This window comes from Streptomyces sp. A2-16 (assembly GCF_018128905.1).
GTDB lineage: Bacteria > Actinomycetota > Actinomycetes > Streptomycetales > Streptomycetaceae > Streptomyces.
On the sequence record NZ_CP063808.1, the window covers coordinates 6,880,243 to 6,898,900 of the forward strand.

Genomic DNA, 18,658 nt, shown 5'->3' on the forward strand with positions numbered 1-18,658 from the left:
CGAGGGGAACCGGCCTGCGGTGGACCGACCAGTGTACGACTTATCCGATCAGTGTGCTCGGTGAGCCGCGACCCGGCGGGCTCGGCGGGTCGCGGCGCAGGGCTCGGCGGGCGCCGCGCAGGGCTCAGCGGGCGTTGAAGTACTTCGCCTCCGGGTGGTGGATGACGATCGCGTCGGTGGACTGCTCGGGGTGCAGCTGGAACTCCTCGCTCAGCTGGACACCGATCCGCTCCGGCTGGAGCAGGTCGGCGATCTTGGCGCGGTCCTCCAGGTTCGGGCAGGCGCCGTAGCCGAGGGAGAAGCGGGCACCCCGGTACTTCAGGGCGAACATGTCCTCGACATCGCTGGGGTCCTCACCGGCGAAGCCGAGCTCGGAACGCACGCGCGCGTGCCAGTACTCGGCGAGCGCCTCGGCCAACTGGACGGACAGGCCGTGCAGTTCGAGGTAGTCGCGGTAGGCGTTGGCCTCGAACAGCTTGGCGGTCTGCTCACCGATCCGCGAGCCGACGGTGACGACCTGTAGGCCGACCACGTCGGTCTCCCCCGACTCCTCGGGGCGGAAGAAGTCGGCGAGGCAGAGCCGACGGCCGCGGCGCTGGCGCGGGAAGGTGAAGCGGGTGCGCTCGTTGCCCTGCTCGTCCAGGATGATCAGGTCGTCGTCCTTGGACACACAGGGGAAGTAGCCGTAGACGACGGCCGCTTCGAGGAGGTTCTCGGTCTGGAGCCGGTCCAGCAGGCCGCGCAGCCGGGGCCGGCCCTCGGTCTCGACGAGCTCCTCGTACGTCGGCCCCTCGCCGGTACGGGCCTGCTTGAGTCCCCACTGGCCCTTGAAGAGGGCGCCCTCGTCCAGCCAGGAGGCGTACTCCTTGAGCTGGATGCCCTTGATGACCCGGGTGTCCCAGAACGGCGGGGTGGGCACCGGGTTGTCGACGGCCACGTCGGAGCGCACATGCCCCTCTTCGGGCCGCTCCTCCTCGACGCTCACGGCACCGGCGCGCACCCGGCGCTGCTTGAGCTCGGGCAGTTTGGCACCGGGCACGCCCCGCTTGACGCCGATGAGGGCGTCCATGAGGCGCAGCCCCTCGAACGCGTCGCGGGCGTAGCGGACTTCGCCCTCGTAGATCTCGTGCAGGTCCTGTTCGACGTACGCCCTCGTCAGCGCGGCTCCGCCGAGGATGACCGGGAAGTCGGCGGCCAGGCCGCGCTGGTTGAGCTCCTCCAGGTTCTCCTTCATGATCACCGTGGACTTGACCAGGAGTCCCGACATGCCGATGACGTCGGCGCGGTGTTCGGCGGCGGCGTCCAGGATCGCGGAGACCGGCTGCTTGATGCCGAGGTTGACCACGTTGTAGCCGTTGTTGGACAGGATGATGTCGACGAGGTTCTTGCCGATGTCGTGGACGTCGCCACGGACGGTGGCGAGCACGATGGTGCCCTTGCCGGCCTCGTCGCCCTCGACCTTCTCCATGTGCGGTTCGAGGTAGGCCACCGCGGTCTTCATGACCTCGGCGGACTGGAGGACGAAGGGCAGCTGCATCTGGCCGGAGCCGAAGAGCTCGCCGACGACCTTCATGCCGTCCAGGAGGGTGTCGTTGACGATGTCGAGGGCGGGGCGCGTCTGGAGGGCCTCGTCGAGGTCGGCCTCCAGGCCGTTCTTCTCGCCGTCGATGATGCGTCGCTTGAGGCGCTCCTCCAGCGGCAGGGCGGCCAGTTCCTCGGCCCGGCCCGCCTTCAGGGACTTGGTGGTGGCGCCCTCGAAGAGGGCCATCAGCTTCTGCAGCGGGTCGTAGCCCTCGGCGCGGCGGTCGTGGATGAGGTCCAGGGCGGTCTGGACCTCCTCCTCGGTGAAGCGGGCGATGGGCAGGATCTTCGACGCGTGCACGATCGCCGAGTCCAGGCCCGCCTTCACGCACTCGTCGAGGAAGACCGAGTTGAGCAGGACACGGGCGGCCGGGTTGAGGCCGAAGGAGATGTTGGACAGGCCCAGCGTGGTCTGGACGTCCGGGTGGCGGCGCTTGAGTTCGCGGATCGCCTCGATGGTGGCGATGCCGTCCTTGCGGGACTCCTCCTGACCGGTGCAGATGGTGAAGGTCAGGGTGTCGATGAGGATGTCCGACTCGTGGATGCCCCAGTTGCCGGTCAGGTCGTCGATGAGCCGCTCGGCGATCTCGACCTTCTTCTCGGGGGTGCGGGCCTGGCCCTCCTCGTCGATGGTCAGCGCGATCAGCGCGGCGCCGTGCTCCTGGGCGAGCTTGGTGACCTTCGCGAAGCGGGACTCGGGGCCGTCGCCGTCCTCGTAGTTGACGGAGTTGATGACCGCGCGGCCGCCGAGCTTCTCCAGACCGGCCTGGATGACGGGGACCTCGGTGGAGTCGAGGACGATCGGCAGGGTGGAGGCGGTGGCGAAGCGGCCGGCCAGCTCCTTCATGTCCGCCACTCCGTCGCGGCCGACGTAGTCCACGCAGAGGTCCAGCATGTGGGCGCCCTCGCGGATCTGCTCGCGGGCCATCTCCACACAGTCGTCCCAGCGGGCCTCCAGCATGGCCTCGCGGAACTTCTTGGAGCCGTTGGCGTTGGTGCGCTCGCCGATGGCCAGGTAGGAGGTGTCCTGGCGGAACGGGACCGTCTGGTAGAGGGACGCGGCGCCGGGCTCGGGCTGCGGGTTGCGCTCGGAGGGCGTGAGCTCGCGGACGCGCTCGACGACCTGGCGCAGGTGCTCGGGGGTGGTGCCGCAGCAGCCGCCGATCAGGGAGAGGCCGTAGTCGCGGACGAAGTTCTCCTGGGCGTCGGCCAGGCCCTCCGGGTCGAGCGGGAAGTGCGCGCCGTCCTTCGTGAGGATCGGCAGGCCCGCGTTCGGCATGCACAGCAGCGGGATGCGGGAGTGCCGGGCGAGATAGCGCAGGTGCTCGCTCATCTCGGCCGGGCCGGTCGAGCAGTTCAGGCCGATCATGTCGATGCCGAGCGGCTCCAGCGCGGTCAGCGCTGCGCCGATCTCGGAGCCGAGCAGCATCGTGCCGGTGGTCTCGAACGCCATCGAGACCACCAGCGGCACGTCGGCGCCGGTCGCCTCGAGCGCGCGACGCGCCCCGAGCACCGAGGCCTTCGTCTGGAGCAGGTCCTGGGTGGTCTCGACGATCAGGGCGTCGGCGCCGCCCGCGAGCAGGCCCTCGACGTTGGCCTGGTAGCCGTCGCGGATCGTGGCGTAGTCGATGTGGCCGAGGGTGGGCAGCTTGGTGCCGGGGCCGACGGAGCCCAGGACCCAGCGCTGGCGGCCGTCGCGGGCGGTGTGCTCGTCGGCCGCCTCACGGGCGATCCGGGCACCCGCCTCGGACAGTTCGTGCACGCGGTCGGCGATGTCGTACTCCGACGCGGCCGTGTGATTGGACCCGAAGGTGTTGGTCTCGACGCAGTCGACGCCCACCTCGAAGTACGCGTCGTGGACGGAGCGGACGATGTCCGGGCGGGTCACGTTGAGGATCTCGTTGCAACCCTCGAGGTTCTCGAAGTCCTCCAGGGTGGGGTCCTGGGCCTGCAGCATGGTGCCCATCGCTCCGTCGGCGACCACCACTCTGGTGGCGAGCGCCTCGCGGAGCGCGGACACACGGGTCCGGCTGTCGGCGGAAGGGGTCAGTGGCGACGAGGCCATGAAAGGGCTCCCTCAGTTGCGACGGCTGTCGGCTTCATGGCGCCCGTGAGTCGTCCCACGCCGGGCGCACCACGCCAGGGTAGCCGGGTCCCCGCGAGGATGGTCGGCACGTCCACGGGACGGACGAGGATGGCGGCCAGGTCACCCGCGGGATACGAGTGACACAACAGATGCCGACCGACCATTAGCGGGAGGTCGGCATCGACCGGTAGTGTTCGGCATTGCCGAACAGTGGCAGCGACGCCGTAACACTCGGCTGTCGATGGGGACGGAGGCAGGACGGCGATGGCACGGAACATCCAGTCGCTCGAACGGGCGGCCGCGATGCTGCGGCTCCTCGCGGGCGGCGAGCGGAGACTCGGCCTGTCGGACATCGCCTCGTCCCTGGGCCTCGCCAAGGGCACCGCGCACGGCATTCTGCGCACCCTCCAGCAGGAGGGGTTCGTGGAGCAGGACGATGCCTCGGGGCGGTACCAGCTGGGCGCCGAGCTGCTGCGCCTGGGCACCACCTATCTGGACGTGCACGAGCTGCGCGCGCGTGCGCTCGTGTGGACCGACGACCTGGCCCGCTCCAGCGGCGAGAGCGTCCATCTGGGGGTGCTGCACCAGCAGGGCGTGCTGATCGTGCACCACGTCTTCCGGCCCGACGACAGCCGACAGGTGCTGGAGATCGGGGCCATGCAGCCCCTGCACTCCACGGCCCTGGGCAAGGTGCTGTCGGCGTACGACCCGGTGGCGCACAGCGAGGCCCTGGAGGCCGACCGCAAGGCCTTCACCGAGCGGACCGTGTGCGATCTGGCGGACTTCGAGGGAATCCTCGACATCACGCGCGCGCGCGGGTACGCGGCGGACGTCGAGGAGACCTGGGAAGGCGTGGCGTCCATCGCCGCGCCCATCCACGACCGGCGGCGGATGCCGGTCGGCGCGGTCGGCATCACGGGCGCGGTGGAGCGGCTGTGCCGGCCCGACGAGGACGGGGCGCTGCGCCCCGAGCTGATCGCGGCGGTGCGGGACTGCGCCCGCGCGGTCTCGCGGGACCTGGGCGCCGGGCGGTTCTGAGAAGCGTGAGAAAGGGCCGGTACGTCGGTGACGTACCGGCCCTCGGTCGTACTCTGACACAACCGTACAAATCACCAAAACAAGATCCTTGACTCACAGTCATCAATAACGATCGTGTTTTCGAGTACAGAACCCTTGACGTGCGCGTAACCCCGGAGCAAGACTCCCGTCCATCGGTCGGCATTGTCGAACACCTACCGGCAATACGCGCTAGAGTGTGACAACGCCAAGGGCCGGCATCGCTCTCACCCCGAGAGCAGCTCGAACCTCCGGAGGGACCCGGGGTTCGGTCCCCTGGACGAAGGACAAAGGAGTCGCGGGTGTCCAGCTCCGACATCTTCATCGGCGAGACCATCGGTACCGCCATACTCATCCTGCTCGGCGGAGGCGTGTGCGCCGCCGTCACGCTGAAGGCCTCCAAGGCCCGCAACGCCGGCTGGCTCGCCATCACCTTCGGGTGGGGTTTCGCCGTTCTGACGGCCGTCTACACCTCGGCGCCGCTCTCCGGCGCCCACCTCAACCCGGCCGTCACGCTCGCGCTCGCGCTCAAGAAGGACGGCATCCCGTGGAGTGACGTCCCGGTCTACTGGGGCGGTCAGCTGCTCGGCGCCATGATCGGTGCGGCACTGGTCTGGGTGGCCTACTACGGCCAGTTCCACGCGCACCTCACCGACAAGGAGATCGTCGGCGCGCCGGGTGCGCAGGCCACGACCGCCAAGGCCGTCGAGGCGCAGGAGAAGGGCGCCGGCCCGGTGCTGGGCATCTTCTCCACCGGCCCCGAGGTCCGCGTGGCCTGGCAGAACGTCGCCACCGAGGTCATCGGCACCATCGTGCTGGTCCTGGCCGTGCTCACGCAGGGTCTCAACGGCGACGGCAAGGGCCTGGGCACCCTGGGCGCCCTGATCACCGCCCTCGTGGTCGTCTCCATCGGTCTGTCCCTCGGTGGCCCGACCGGCTACGCGATCAACCCGGCCCGTGACCTCGGTCCGCGCATCGTGCACGCCCTCCTGCCCCTGCCCAACAAGGGCGGCTCCGACTGGAGCTACGCCTGGGTCCCGATCGCCGGTCCCCTGATCGGCGGCGCGATCGCCGCGGGCATCTACAACATCGCTTTCGCTTAGAACATCTGAAGCAGTCACAGCGCAGCACGCGCAGAGCGCAGCAGTCGTAGACCGTCCTCACTCACGGAACCCAGGAGCACACAGTGACCGACGCCCACACCGCCGGCCCCTTCATCGCCGCCATCGACCAGGGCACCACCTCCAGCCGCTGCATCGTCTTCGACAAGGACGGCCGTATCGTCTCGGTCGACCAGAAGGAGCACGAGCAGATCTTCCCGAAGCCGGGCTGGGTCGAGCACAACGCCAACGAGATCTGGACCAACGTCCAGGAGGTCGTCGCCGGAGCCATCCAGAAGGCCGGCATCACCCGCGACGACATCAAGGCCATCGGCATCACCAACCAGCGCGAGACCACTCTCCTCTGGGACAAGAACACCGGTGAGCCCGTCCACAACGCCATCGTCTGGCAGGACACCCGCACCGACGCCCTCTGCAGGGAGCTCGGCCGCAACGTCGGCCAGGACCGCTTCCGCCGCGAGACCGGCCTGCCGCTGGCCTCCTACTTCGCCGGCCCGAAGGCCCGCTGGCTGCTCGACAACGTCGAGGGTCTGCGTGAGCGCGCCGAGCGCGGCGACATCCTCTTCGGCACCATGGACACCTGGGTCATCTGGAACCTGACCGGTGGTGTCGACGGCGGCAAGCACTACACCGACGTCACCAACGCCTCCCGCACCATGCTGATGAACCTCCACACGCTGGAGTGGGACGAGAAGATCGCCGAATCCATCGGCGTGCCGCTGGCGATGCTCCCCGAGATCCGCTCCTCGGCCGAGGTCTACGGCGAGGTCGCCGGCGGCAAGCTGGGCGACCTGCTCGGCGGCATCCCGGTCGCCTCGGCGCTCGGTGACCAGCAGGCGGCCCTGTTCGGCCAGACGTGTTTCGCCGAGGGCGAGGCCAAGTCGACGTACGGCACCGGCACCTTCATGCTGCTGAACACCGGCGAGAAGATCATCAACTCGTACTCCGGCCTGCTGACCACCGTCGGCTACCGCATCGGTGACCAGAAGCCGGTCTACGCCCTCGAGGGCTCCATCGCCGTCACCGGTTCGCTGGTGCAGTGGATGCGCGACCAGATGGGCCTGATCTCCACCGCCGCCGAGATCGAGACGCTCGCGCTCTCCGTCGAGGACAACGGCGGCGCGTACTTCGTGCCGGCCTTCTCCGGCCTGTTCGCCCCGTACTGGCGCTCCGACGCCCGCGGTGTGATCGCCGGTCTGACCCGGTACGTCACCAAGGCGCACCTGGCGCGTGCCGTCCTGGAGGCCACCGCCTGGCAGACCCGTGAGATCACGGACGCCATGACCAAGGACTCGGGCGTCGAGCTCGCGGCCCTCAAGGTCGACGGCGGCATGACCTCCAACAACCTGCTGATGCAGACCCTCTCGGACTTCCTGGACGCCCCCGTGGTCCGTCCGATGGTCGCCGAGACGACCTGCCTCGGTGCCGCCTACGCCGCCGGTCTCGCCGTCGGCTTCTGGACCAGCACCGACGACCTGCGCGCCAACTGGCGCCGGGCCGCCGAGTGGACCCCCCGCATGGACGCGGAGACCCGCGACCGTGAGTACAAGAGCTGGCTCAAGGCCGTCGAGCGGACCATGGGCTGGCTCGAGGACGAGAGCTGAGACACCCCCTCAACAGCTCTGATGAGGAGTAAGAACCCCACATGACCAGTCAGTCCACCCTGCAGTCCGTGCCTGCCCTCGGTACGCGCCCGGCCTCCGGCTCCCACCCGAGCCGCGCCGAGACCCGGGAGCAGCTCTCCAAGGCGTCGTACGACCTTCTCGTGATCGGCGGCGGCATCCTGGGCATCTCCACCGCCTGGCACGCCGCGCAGTCCGGCCTCAGGGTGGCCCTGGTCGACGCCGGCGACTTCGCCGGCGCCACCTCCTCCGCCTCCTCCAAGCTGCTCCACGGCGGTCTGCGCTATCTGCAGACCGGCGCGGTGAAGCTGGTGGCGGAGAACCACTTCGAGCGCCGTGCGGTCTCCCGCCAGGTGGCCCCCCACCTGGCGAACCCGCTCACCTTCTACCTCCCCGTGTACAAGGGCGGGCCGCACGGCGCCGCGAAGCTCGGGGCGGGCGTCTTCGCCTACTCCGCGCTCTCGGCGTTCGGTGACGGCGTCGGTCACCTCCTGTCCCCCGCGAAGGCGGCGCAGGACGTGCCCGAGCTGCGCACCGAGAACCTCAAGGCCGTGGCCGTGTACGGCGACGACCAGATGAACGACGCGCGCATGGCGCTGATGACGGTCCGTGCGGCCGTCGAGGCGGGCGCGGTCGTGCTGAACCACGCCGAGGTGACCGGGCTGCGGTTCACCCAGGGCCGGGTGACCGGCGCGGACCTGCGCGACCGGCAGTCCGGCGACGAGTTCGGCGTCAACGCCCGGCTCGTGCTGAACGCGACCGGCCCGTGGGTGGACCACCTGCGCCGGATGGAGGACCCGAACGCGGCCCCCTCGATCCGTCTCTCCAAGGGCGCGCACCTGGTCCTGAAGCGGACCTCGCCGTGGAAGGCCGCGCTGGCCACCCCGATCGACAAGTACCGCATCACCTTCGCCCTGCCGTGGGAGGACATGCTGCTGCTCGGCACCACGGACGAGGAGTTCGAGGGCGACCCGGCGGACGTCGCGGTCACGGAGAAGGACACGGCCCAGATACTCGACGAGGCCGCGTTCTCCGTCCGCGACCAGCAGCTCTCCCGTGACCTGATCACCTACTCGTTCGCGGGACTCCGGGTGCTGCCGGGCGGTCCCGGTGACACCGCGAAGGCCAAGCGCGAGACCGTGGTGACGGAGGGCCGGGGCGGCATGCTGTCCGTCGCCGGCGGCAAGTGGACGACCTTCCGCCACATCGGCCGGACGGTCATGCAGAAACTGGAGGCGCTGCCGGGCGCTCCGCTGGGCGACGACTTCGAGCCCGTCTCCGCCCTGCCGAAGAAGCTTCCGCTGCCCGGGGTCGCCAACCCGCGCGCGGTCGCGCACCGCCTGCTGGTGGACAACCCGGCGCCGGGACCGCGCATGGCCGCCGACACGGCCAGGCACCTGGCCACGCACTACGGTTCGCTGGCCTTCGACATCGCCCGGCTGGCGAACGAGAACCCGGAGCTGGGCGAGCGCGTCCACCCGGACGCCCCGGAGATCTGGGCGCAGGTCGTCTACGCCCGGGACAACGAGTGGGCCGAGACGCCGGACGACGTGCTGCGCCGCCGCACGACCCTGACCATCCGGGGTCTGGCGACGGACGAGGTCCGCGCGAAGGTGCAGGACCTGCTCGACAAGAAGTAGTCCGCGCGGGACGACGGACGACGCGAAGGGGACGCCTCCCGGGCTGGGGGGCGTCCCCTTCGCCATGCACCGCACACCGAGCTCCCGACGGGAGGCTTCGACGCTCGGTCATGGGGAGCAGGCATATGCGGGTCCGGCGGCGCCTGGAGTTGGTCGAGGACGCCCACCGGCGCGGGGTGCTGCGCCGGTCCGGGCGTACTTGGAGTTCCCGCATCTCAGGCTCCAGGCCCGTCTCGCGGGCCGCGGCACGGACGGCGGGACCGCCCGCGCCGTCCCGGCCTACGGCTCCCGTGTCGAGGTGCGCCGCTCAGAGAGCCGAGTCCACGAGGTCCCGTACAGCGTCCGGGGAGGTCAGCTCCGCGCGCCGGACGATGAGTTCACGGCCGAGCAGCAGGGCCCGCCGGGACGCCGGGACCGGGTCCGGCAGGGTCGTCAGGTCGGTCAGGTGGGCGAAGCCGATGATCCTGCGGATGATCTCCGTGCCCGCGTAGCCCAGGGACTCGGTCCAGACCCCGCGCAGGAAGCGGTCCAGGTAGGCGTCGTCGAAGAAGGTGTCCACGCGGGTCGGCCACAGGCGGCGGAACTCCGTCTCGAACGACTCCCAGGACAGCCCGAGTTGGTCCCCGTGGTCGCTCGACGTGCCCAGTGCGCGGGCCCGTTCCTCCGAGACCAGGGCGTTGGCCCAGTAGAGGCCCAGGTCGAAGCCGATGGGCCCGACGAAGGAGAACTCGGGGTCGAACACCCGCACCACGTGGGCGCCTTCGCGCTCGCCGACCATGATGCTGCCGGTGTGGAGGTCGCCGTGCAGGAGGGCCTGGGCGCCGGTCATGAACCGGTGCCTGAGGTCGGCCACCTCCGTACGGAGCCCGGCGTCCGCGCGGAAGGCCGCCGCCAGGTCGTCCACGCCCTCGTGCCAGTGGTTGTGCTCGTGCTCGATGTACGGCTCGGAGAGCACCACGTCCTCGGTGATCTTGCACAGCTCGGGGCTCACCGATGCCGCGATCAGCGCCTTGCGTTCCGCGGACGGCATGCCGAAGTCGCTCGTGGCGAACGAGAGTTGGGCGACCAGCTCCCCGACGCGCGCCGAGGTGCGGGGTCCGTACGACGCTCCCTCGTTGAGGAGGGTGCGCAGGACCTCCAGGTCGGACATGTCCTCCATGACGAGGGCGTGATTCTCGGGGTCGTAGCCGTGGACCGCGGGGATCTTGTCGGGGGCGACCTTGGCGATCTGCTCGTAGGCGCGGGCCTCGGCGTCGGCGCGGTCCGGGCTCATCGGCCAGGACGGGCCCGCCACCCGCACCCAGGGCAGCGCCTGCTTGACGGCGAGGGAGCGGGTGCCGTCGGCCGAGGACGCCAGGAAGACCCGGTTCATGTTGCCGTCGGAGACCTCGCGGACCTCCGGCTCGGCCGCGCCGTCCCAGTGGCCGCGCTCGCGCAGGTACGCCGGGATGTCCTCGGTCTCCAGGATGCGGTAACCCATCGTGAACTCCCCTATGCGGTGCGGCGCTTGGACAAGGTGAAGCTGAAGACCAGGGCGAGGATGAGGACCGCGCCCTCGACGACGTCCTGGGTGTAGTACGGCAGGCCCTTGATGGTCAGGCCGGTGGTGATGATGCCGATGAGCACCGCGCCGAGGGCGGTGCCCCAGACGTTCGGACGGCCCCGGCCCAGCACCGAGGTGCCGACCAGCGCCACCGCCACGGCCTCCAGGAGCTGCGAGGTCCCAGCCGAGACGTCGCCCTGGCCGATGCGGGACGCCAGGATCAGACCGCCGATGGAGGCGAGGACGCCGGAGAGGACATACGCCAGGGCGCGGTAGCCGCCGACGCGGATGCCGGCCAGGCGGGAGGCCTCCGGGTTGGCGCCGATCGCGTAGAGCACGCGGCCCCAGCGGGTGCGGGCCAGGAAGACCCAGGCGGCGACGGTCAGGCCGGCGAAGATCAGTACCGAGACGGGGACGCCGAGGACGGTCCCGCGGTCGATCTTCAGGAAGCCGGCGGTGAACTTGCCGGGGGCGGTGCTGCCGTCGTCCATCGTCATGCCCGGGGTGATCGACTGACCGTCGACCAGGATGAGTTTGCTGCCCTGGATGACGAACATGGTGCCGAGGGTGGCGAGCATGTCGGGGATCTTCAGTACGACGATCAGGAAGGCGTTGAGGAGACCCGCGAGGGCGCCCGCCGCGAGGACCGCGAGGATCGCGACCGTGCCGATCTGGTTGTGGACGACCATCGTCTGGGCGGCGACCGAGACTCCGAGGCCGGCGACCGCGCCGACCGACATGTCCATTCCGCCGACGGCCATGGTGAGGGTGACGCCGAGGCCGAGGATCGCGGCGACGGAGACGTAGCGGAGGGTGTCGAGGAGGGTCGCCGACTCGCGGAAGGAGCCCTCGCTCAGCGCGAAGTAGAGGAACAGCGCGACCGTGACGAAGATGAAGCCGTACTTGATGACGGCGTTCTGGACGCGGACGGCCGTCCCGGCGGTGGGCGGCGTCGCCGTCTTCACCGGGGCGCTCTGGGTTGTGGTCATGGCGTACTACCTCACGTGGGCCGGGGTCACACGGACGCCGAGATGGTCTGGATGACGCGGTCGCGCTCAGCGTCCTCGCCGTACGCGTCGAGGTGGATCTCACCGGCGGCGAGCACGACGACCCGGTCCGCGATCTCCAGGACCTCGTCCACGTCGGCGGACAGCACGAGCACGGCGGCGCCCTCGGCGGCGAGGGTCCTCGCGCGGCGGCCGATGTCCCGGCGGGCGCCGATGTCCACGCCCCGGAAGGGTTCGTCCAGGATGAGGACGCGGGGTGTCTCGGCGAGCCAGCGGCCGACGACGACCTTCTGCTGGTTGCCGCCGGACAGCTCCTCCACGGTGCTGTGCTCGTCCCGGGCGACGACGCCGAGGGCCTCGATGGTGTCGCGGCCGAGGGCGTCCTCCTTCGAGCGCTGGACCAGTCCGGCCCTGGAGAGCGACTTCAGGAACGGCAGGGAGATGTTCTGGGCCAGTGACCAGCCGGGGACGAGCGCGTCGGCGTGCCGGTCCTCGGGGACCAGGTGGATGCCGTCGCGGATGGCGTCGGAGGGTCTTCTCGGCTCGTACGGCCTGCCGTCCAGTTCGACGGAGCCGGTCGCGAAGGGCTCGGCGCCGAACAGGCCGCGGGCCAGCTCGGTCTTGCCGGCGCCCAACAGGCCCACGACGCCGGTGACTTCGCCGGTACGCAGGTCCAGGTCAAGGGGCTTTCGGCCCGCGAAGAGCCGTACGCCGCGCAGGGAGAGCACGACCTCGCCCTCGGCGCCCTCCCGGACGGGCCGGGCCGTCGTCGCCTCGTGGGCCTGGGCCAGCATCGCGCGCAGGGCGCTGTCCCAGTCGAAGGGCCGCACCTGGTCCTCGGTGAGACGGCCGTCCCGCAGGACGACCAGGCGGTCGGCCAGGGCGTCGATCTCACCGAGGCGGTGGGAGACGTAGAGCACCGCTATACCGTCGCCGCGCATCCTCTCGACGAGCGCGAAGAGGCGTTCGGCCTCGGCGGCGGACAGGGCCGAGGTCGGCTCGTCGAGGATCAGCAGCCGGGGGCGGGTGGCCAGGGCGCGGGCGAGGATGAGCAACTGGCGGTCGGAGATGCCGAGTTCGGTGACGTCCTTCCTGAGGACGGCGTCGCTCCAGTCGAGGCCGAGGCCCGCCTGGATCTCGCGGGCGCGCTCCAGGACCCGGCGCCCGTTCAGGAACGGGTTCCCGCGCTTCTGCGCCAGCTCCTCGAAGACCAGGTTCTCGGCGACGGAGAGGCCGGGCACGATCCCCTCGCCGATGCGCTGGTGCACGGTCTGGATGCCCAACTGGCGGGCGGCGAGCGGCGACTGGAGAGCCGCGGGCTCCCCGGCGACCCGCACCTGACCGCCGTGTCCGGTGTGCACGCCCGACAGGATCTTGATCAGCGTGGACTTGCCCGCACCGTTCGCACCGAGCAGCGCGACCACGCTGCCCGGGGCGATGTCGAGGGTGACGGAGGCGAGGACGGTCTTGCCGCCGAAGGCCATGCTGACGTCGGTGAGACCGACGGCCGCCGGTGCGGGGCCGCTGTCAGTGGGCGACATTCGAGATCCAGTCCGCGGTCGAGACCTGGGACAGGTTCAGCGCGGGCAGGGCCGTCCGCAGCTGGTCCATGTTCTCGATCTTCTTCTCGCGCAGGAAGTCCTGGGTGATGGCGACGGCCGGGAACTCCACCGAGGTCTTGTTCAGCTGACCGGCCAGCTCCAGGGCGGTCGTACGGACGACGGCGGCGCCGACCGCGGACGGGTCGGTGCCGGCCGTGGCGACCCACGGGCTGTCGGCGGCGGTCATCTGCTGGATGTCGGCGTTGGAGACGTCCGCGCCGAACACCTTCACCTTGTCCTGGAGCTTCTTGTTCTGGACGGCGAGGACGGTGCCCTTGGCGAGCTCGTCGTAGGGCGCGAAGATCCCGGTCACGTCCGCGTGCTGGGTGAGGGCGGCGGAGACCAGCGGGACGTTGTCGGTGGCCGTGGAGTCGGTGACCTTGCCGACCTTGAACTGCTGCTTCCAGCCCTGCGCGGCGAGTTCCTTCGCCCAGACGGTGTTCCGCTTGTCGAGGGCGGCGTAGCCGGCGACGTTGACATAGCCGACCTTGGCGTCCTTGCCGAGGTCCTTGGACATGACGTCGAGGACGGCCTGGGCCATGCTGGCGTCGTCCTGCTCGGTGCTGACCACGCCCTTGGTGGAGGTCTCGACGTCGTAGACGACGACCTTGATGCCCTTCTTGACGGCCTTGTCGATCTCCGGCTGGATCGTCGCCGGGAAGCCGTGGTCGATGATGATCGCCTTGGCTCCGGAGTTGATCGCCGAGGACAGGTCGGTGGCCTGCTTGGCGTTGTCGGCCTGGGCGTCGTACACGGTCAGGTCGATGCCGAGGGCCTTGGCCTGGGCCTTGGCGCCGTTGCCCCACTGCTCGAAGTAGTCGCCGGCGCCGCTCTGCCGGACCAGGGCCACCTTGACCGCGCCCGCGCTGAAGGGGGCCGGCTTCTTGCCGGTGGCGGCGGAGGCGGAGGCGGCGGTGTCGCCGGTGTTCTTGGACGCGTCCGTGGACTGCGAGCAGCCGGAGAGCACGAGGGCGGAGACGGACGCGAGGGAGAGCGCGGCGAAGGGCAGACGGATGCGGGACATGAGGGGCTCCAGGTGCGGGGTGGTGCGAAGGGATGAAGGGAAGGCTCGGCCCGGAGCAGGGGGACAGGAATGCGCCACCGCACAGACGGGGGGCGGGCAGGCCGGGGCTCCGGAAGGGGTCAGCGACAGCTGGCTGTGGTCGACCGGAGCAAGTCCACGTACAGCCGCCGCACGAGCAGCAGCGTCTTCATACGCAGATCATGAGAACGATTTCAGCCACGCGTCAAAGAAATGGAACCGCTTTCTCACCAGGTGAGACATCGACTACGTCACACCCGGCCCAGGTCACGGCCGGAGTTACCATCGCTGGACCGGCACCCGACCCGGCACCGTGAGGCCCTGATGACGACACCTGGCGCGAAAGCGACGCACATGCCCTGCATGCGCCGCTGTTGCCGCGCGCTGTGTCGCGGCTGACCGATCGCTGCCGCTCCCCCGTCGCCGCCCCTCTTCCTCCCCCGCCCGTCCGGTGCTTGTCTCGGTATCCGGACTTCCCTTCCAGAGCCCTGGAGTTGCTCCCATGACGCTGCTGACCACCTGGTCCGAGTCCGGCCCCGAGACCCTGGTCCGCCGCACCTCGGACCCCGCCGAGATCGCCGAGGCGCTGAAGCCGCTCGGAGTGCGCTACGAGCAGTGGCCGGTCCGCGAGGACGTCCCGTTCGACGCCGACAGCGAGACCGTGTTCGCCGCCTACGGCCCCGAGATCGACAAGCTGAACGCCGAGGAGGGCTTCACCACGGTGGACGTCCTCGGTCTGCATCCGAGCGACGACCCGGAGTTCCCCGCGAAGGCCAGGGCGGCCCGCGAGAAGTTCCTCCAGGAGCACACCCACGACGACGATGACGAGGTGCGCTTCTTCGTCTCCGGCTCCGGGATCTTCTACCTGCACGTGAGCGGCGAGGTGCACGCGGTCCTCTGCGAGAAGGGCGACCTGCTGGGCGTGCCGCGCGGCACCACCCACTGGTTCGACATGGGCACCAGCCCGTCCTTCACCGCGATCCGCTTCTTCCACGAGGAGGACGGCTGGGTCGGCAACTTCACCGGCTCCACCATCGCCTCCCGCTTCCCGGACTACGACACCATCGCGGCGGGCCACGAGGCTGACAGGGCCGCCGCGTGAGCGTGCGGGACCTGACGTACGCCGTCGACGCCGTGGTGCTCGACATCGAGGGCACCACGAGCGCGACGGGGTTCGTCGTCGACGTGCTCTACCCGTACTCCCGCTCGCGGTTCGCCGCGCTGCTCGCCGAGCGGTCCGAGGACCCGGAGGTGGCGCGCGCCGTCGCCCAGGTGCGCGAGGAGATCGGTGACCCGGACGCCGGTGCCGCCGAGGTCGAGAAGGCGCTCGACACCTGGCTCGACCAGGACCGCAAGGCGACCCCGCTGAAGACCCTCCAGGGCCTCATCTGGTCAGAGGGCTTCGCCCGGGGGGACCTCGTCTCGCACTTCTACGACGACGTCGTGCCGGAGTTGCGCGCCTGGCACTCGGCAGGCGTACGGCTCTACGTCTACTCGTCGGGGTCCGTCGCCGCGCAGCGGGCGTGGTTCGCCAACAGCCCGCAGGGCGACCTGACTTCGCTGGTCTCCGGGCTCTACGACACCGAGAACGCCGGACCCAAGCAGGAGGCCCGGTCGTACCGCCGGATCGCCTCGGCGACCGGTGTCGCGCCGGACCGTCTGCTGTTCCTCTCCGACCGGCCCGGCGAGCTGGACGCGGCCCGCGAGGCCGGCTGGCGGGCGGTCGGGATACGGCGGCCCGGGGAGCCGTACTTCGAGCAAGGCGTCGGCGATCACGCTGCGGCGGGGACGTTCGACGAGATCACCGTTTCAAGGAGCTCTTCGTGACCGCCCACATCACCGCACTCGACCTCGAGGAGGCGGGGGCCGTCCTCGCCGCCGAGTCCGCCCGCTTCGCCTCCTTCGGCTGGATGCGGGGCACCTCGGGGAACCTCTCCGTCGTGCTCGCCCGTGAGCCGCTGCTGCTCGCCGTGACCGCCAGCGGCCACGACAAGGGTGAACTGACGCCCGCCGACGTGGTGTTGGTGGACGGGCAGGGAGCGGCCGTGCAGGGCGGGAAGCCGTCCGCGGAGGCCGAGCTGCACGCGCGTGTGGCCGCGCTCACCGGGGCCGGCGCCGTGGTCCATGTGCACACCGTCGCCTCGGTGGCGATGGGCCGGCGTGAACCGGGCGGGATCGCCCTCCGCGACCTGGAGATGCTCAAGGGGGTCGGCGTGCCCGCGCACGACGTCGAGGTGACCCTGCCGGTGATCGCCAACAGCCAGGACATGAAGGTGCTCGGCGACCGCCTGGAGGAGGCGCGGGACCCACGGATGCCGGCGGTCGTGGTGGCCGGGCACGGGCTGTACGTGTGGGGCGCCGATCCGCGCCAGGCTCGGCATCACACCGAAGTGGTGGAGTGGCTGCTGGAGTTGGAGCTCACGGGCCGCTGAGACGACGGAAGGGATCCCCGGGCCGGGGGTCCCTTCGTCCGTCGCGAGGGGTCACTTCAGCCGGTCGCCGGGGAGTTCGCCCGCCGAGACCTCCAGCACGCCCCGCTCGGTGACGAGGCCCGTCACCAGCCGCCCCGGTGTCACGTCGAACGCCGGGTTGTGGCCGCGAGACTCGGCCGGAGCCGTGCGGACCCCCGCCCACTCCAGCACCTCGGACTCCGCCCGGAGCTCGATGTGGATGTCGTCGCCGGTCGCGGTGGAGAGGTCCACCGTGGTGGTGGGGGCCGCCACCAGGAAGGGTATGCCGACGTAGGCGCAGGCCAGGGCGATTGCCACGGTGCCCACCTTGTTCGCCGTGTCGCCGTTCGCCGCGATGCGGTCGGCGCCGACGACCGCCGCGTCGACCTCACCACGCAGAATCGTTCCTGCAGCTGCTCCGTCCACCTGGACGCGGTGCGGGATGCCCTCCTGGACCAGCTCCCAGGCGGTGAGCCGGGACCCCTGGAGCAGGGGACGGGTCTCGTCGGCGTGGACGACCTCCAGGCGTCCGCGCGCGTGCAGTTCGCGGATGACGCCGAGGGCCGTGCCCCACCCGGCCGTCGCGAGCGCACCCGTGTTGCAGTGCGTCAGAATCCTCAACGGCCGCTCCGCGCCGACCTTTTCGAGCAGCCAGTCGGCACCGAAGGCCCCCATCGCCCGGTTCGCCCCGACGTCCTCGCGCTGGACGGCGGCGGCCTCCTCGAGGACCGCGTCGAGACCTTCGGGCAGACGCGCCGCGACCCGGTCGACGCAGACCATGAGGTTGACGGCCGTGGGACGGGCCTCCCGGATGCGGGCGACCGCCTCGAGGAGCTGTCCGTCCGTCCAGCTCTCCCGCTCGCACTGGAGCAGCGCGATCGCGACTCCGTAGGCTCCGGCCGCCCCGATCGCGGGTGCGCCCCGCACCACGAGGCGCTGGATCGCGTCGACCAGAGTGTCCACATCGCGGACATCCACGGTCTCGGTGCGGTGCGGCAGCAGGGTCTGGTCCATGAGCGCGAGTCCGGATCCGGTCCACTCGACAGCGCGCAGTTCCTGGGGCATTTCGGGGCACTCCTGATGTTTCACTGGGTCTCGCCACCGTACATGACCTGCGCGTACCACCATTCGAGATATTCGAACATACATCGGATCCGGGGCGGTGCCGGGCAGCCTCCATAATGAGCTCACACATCCGACGTCTCAGCGCACCGCGGGGCGAAAAGGAGGCCGGACATGGCTGTCACCGACGAGGCGATCGAGAAGATCAAGGGCATGATCGTCTCCGGCGCGCTGCGCCCCGGCGACCGGCTCCCCAAGGAGAGCGAACTCGCCTCCGAGCTGGGGCTGTCCCGCAATTCGCTGCGCGAGGCCGTGCGGGCGCTGTCGCTGATCCGCATCCTGGACGTGCGGCAGGGCGACGGCACCTATGTGACCAGCCTGGATCCGCAGCTTCTGCTGGAGGCGCTGAGCTTCGTCGTGGACTTCCACCGCGACGACACCGTGCTGGAGTTCCTGGCCGTGCGCCGCATCCTGGAGCCGGCCGCCACCGCGATGGCCGCCTCCCGGATCAGCGAGCAGCAACTGGACGCGCTCACCGCCCAGTTGGACAAGCTCGGCAACAGCCCCTCGGTGGAGGAACTGGTCGCCTGCGACCTCGATTTCCATCGCGGGATCGTGCAGAGCTCCGGCAACTCCGTGCTCTGCTCGCTCCTGGACGGCCTGTCCGGGCCCACCACCCGGGCCCGGATCTGGCGCGGCCTGACCCAGGAGGACGCGGTCAGCCGCACCCTGCACGAACACCGGGCGATCCTCACCGCCCTGCGCGACCGGGACGCCGAGGCGGCACGCTCGTGGGCGACGGTGCACATCGCGAGCGTGGAACAGTGGCTGCGGTCCACGCTGTGAG

14 protein-coding genes are annotated in these 18,658 nt (G+C 70.4%); 8 read left to right on the forward strand and 6 right to left on the reverse strand.

Features of this window, described 5'->3' with window-relative positions:
- Positions 1-124: 124 nt before the first annotated feature.
- Positions 125-3,646, reverse strand: coding sequence for a methionine synthase (metH, locus tag IOD14_RS30915; protein ID WP_212672099.1), 3,522 nt, complete (start codon positions 3,644-3,646; stop codon positions 125-127).
- A 285-nt stretch (positions 3,647-3,931) separates the two neighbouring features.
- On the opposite strand from metH, the gene IOD14_RS30920 reads away from it, so the two are divergent.
- The 4 genes from IOD14_RS30920 to IOD14_RS30935 all read left to right on the forward strand — a co-directional run bounded on the left by IOD14_RS30920 (position 3,932) and on the right by IOD14_RS30935 (position 9,106).
- Positions 3,932-4,705 carry an IclR family transcriptional regulator gene (locus tag IOD14_RS30920; RefSeq protein ID WP_212672100.1) on the forward strand — a complete coding sequence of 258 codons (774 nt, stop codon included), beginning with the start codon at positions 3,932-3,934 and terminating at the stop codon, positions 4,703-4,705.
- Positions 4,706-5,025: 320 nt separating this feature from the next.
- Positions 5,026-5,826: an MIP/aquaporin family protein gene (locus tag IOD14_RS30925; protein ID WP_123988095.1), complete on the forward strand. Its 801-nt coding sequence runs from the start codon at positions 5,026-5,028 to the stop codon at positions 5,824-5,826.
- A gap of 83 nt (positions 5,827-5,909) precedes the next feature.
- Positions 5,910-7,448, forward strand: coding sequence for a glycerol kinase GlpK (glpK, locus tag IOD14_RS30930; RefSeq protein WP_123988096.1), 1,539 nt, complete (start codon positions 5,910-5,912; stop codon positions 7,446-7,448).
- 41 nt (positions 7,449-7,489) lie between these two features.
- On the forward strand, positions 7,490-9,106 hold the full coding sequence (locus IOD14_RS30935; RefSeq protein WP_123988097.1) for a glycerol-3-phosphate dehydrogenase/oxidase: 1,617 nt from the start codon (positions 7,490-7,492) through the stop codon (positions 9,104-9,106).
- 307 nt (positions 9,107-9,413) lie between these two features.
- On the opposite strand, the gene mtnK is transcribed toward IOD14_RS30935, so the two are convergent.
- From mtnK to IOD14_RS30955, 4 genes are read right to left on the reverse strand one after another with little or no spacing between them, the layout of a single operon-like run.
- Positions 9,414-10,586, reverse strand: a complete 1,173-nt coding sequence (gene mtnK, locus IOD14_RS30940; protein ID WP_123988098.1) for an S-methyl-5-thioribose kinase — start codon at positions 10,584-10,586, stop codon at positions 9,414-9,416.
- 11 nt (positions 10,587-10,597) lie between these two features.
- Positions 10,598-11,638 carry an ABC transporter permease gene (locus tag IOD14_RS30945; protein WP_123988099.1) on the reverse strand — a complete coding sequence of 347 codons (1,041 nt, stop codon included), beginning with the start codon at positions 11,636-11,638 and terminating at the stop codon, positions 10,598-10,600.
- Positions 11,639-11,664: 26 nt separating this feature from the next.
- On the reverse strand, positions 11,665-13,197 hold the full coding sequence (locus tag IOD14_RS30950) for a sugar ABC transporter ATP-binding protein (RefSeq protein WP_212672101.1): 1,533 nt from the start codon (positions 13,195-13,197) through the stop codon (positions 11,665-11,667).
- Positions 13,184-14,281, reverse strand: a complete 1,098-nt coding sequence (locus IOD14_RS30955) for a substrate-binding domain-containing protein (RefSeq protein WP_123988101.1) — start codon at positions 14,279-14,281, stop codon at positions 13,184-13,186. The genes IOD14_RS30950 and IOD14_RS30955 overlap by 14 nt, the downstream gene beginning before the upstream one ends.
- A 520-nt stretch (positions 14,282-14,801) precedes the next feature.
- Here IOD14_RS30955 and IOD14_RS30960 point away from each other — a divergent pair.
- Genes IOD14_RS30960 through mtnB form a run of 3 tightly spaced genes read left to right on the forward strand, consistent with a single transcriptional unit; the run spans position 14,802 to position 16,731 of the window.
- The gene (locus tag IOD14_RS30960; protein WP_123988102.1) at positions 14,802-15,401 is read left to right on the forward strand and encodes a cupin; all 600 of its coding nucleotides are present in this window, start codon (positions 14,802-14,804) and stop codon (positions 15,399-15,401) included.
- The gene (gene mtnC / locus IOD14_RS30965; protein WP_249126108.1) at positions 15,398-16,126 is read left to right on the forward strand and encodes an acireductone synthase; all 729 of its coding nucleotides are present in this window, start codon (positions 15,398-15,400) and stop codon (positions 16,124-16,126) included. Before IOD14_RS30960 ends, mtnC begins: the two co-directional genes overlap by 4 nt.
- Positions 16,123-16,731 (forward strand): methylthioribulose 1-phosphate dehydratase, encoded by a 609-nt coding sequence (mtnB, locus tag IOD14_RS30970; RefSeq protein WP_212672102.1) that lies wholly within the window; start codon positions 16,123-16,125, stop codon positions 16,729-16,731. The genes mtnC and mtnB overlap by 4 nt, the downstream gene beginning before the upstream one ends.
- Before the next feature lie 51 nt (positions 16,732-16,782).
- Here the strand turns inward: mtnB and mtnA are convergent, their stop codons facing one another.
- Positions 16,783-17,814: an S-methyl-5-thioribose-1-phosphate isomerase gene (mtnA, locus tag IOD14_RS30975; RefSeq protein ID WP_123988104.1), complete on the reverse strand. Its 1,032-nt coding sequence runs from the start codon at positions 17,812-17,814 to the stop codon at positions 16,783-16,785.
- Positions 17,815-17,985: 171 nt separating this feature from the next.
- Between mtnA and IOD14_RS30980 the strand changes: the two genes are divergently transcribed.
- Positions 17,986-18,657: a FadR/GntR family transcriptional regulator gene (locus IOD14_RS30980; protein WP_123988105.1), complete on the forward strand. Its 672-nt coding sequence runs from the start codon at positions 17,986-17,988 to the stop codon at positions 18,655-18,657.
- The last annotated feature ends 1 nt before the right edge of the window (position 18,658 follow it).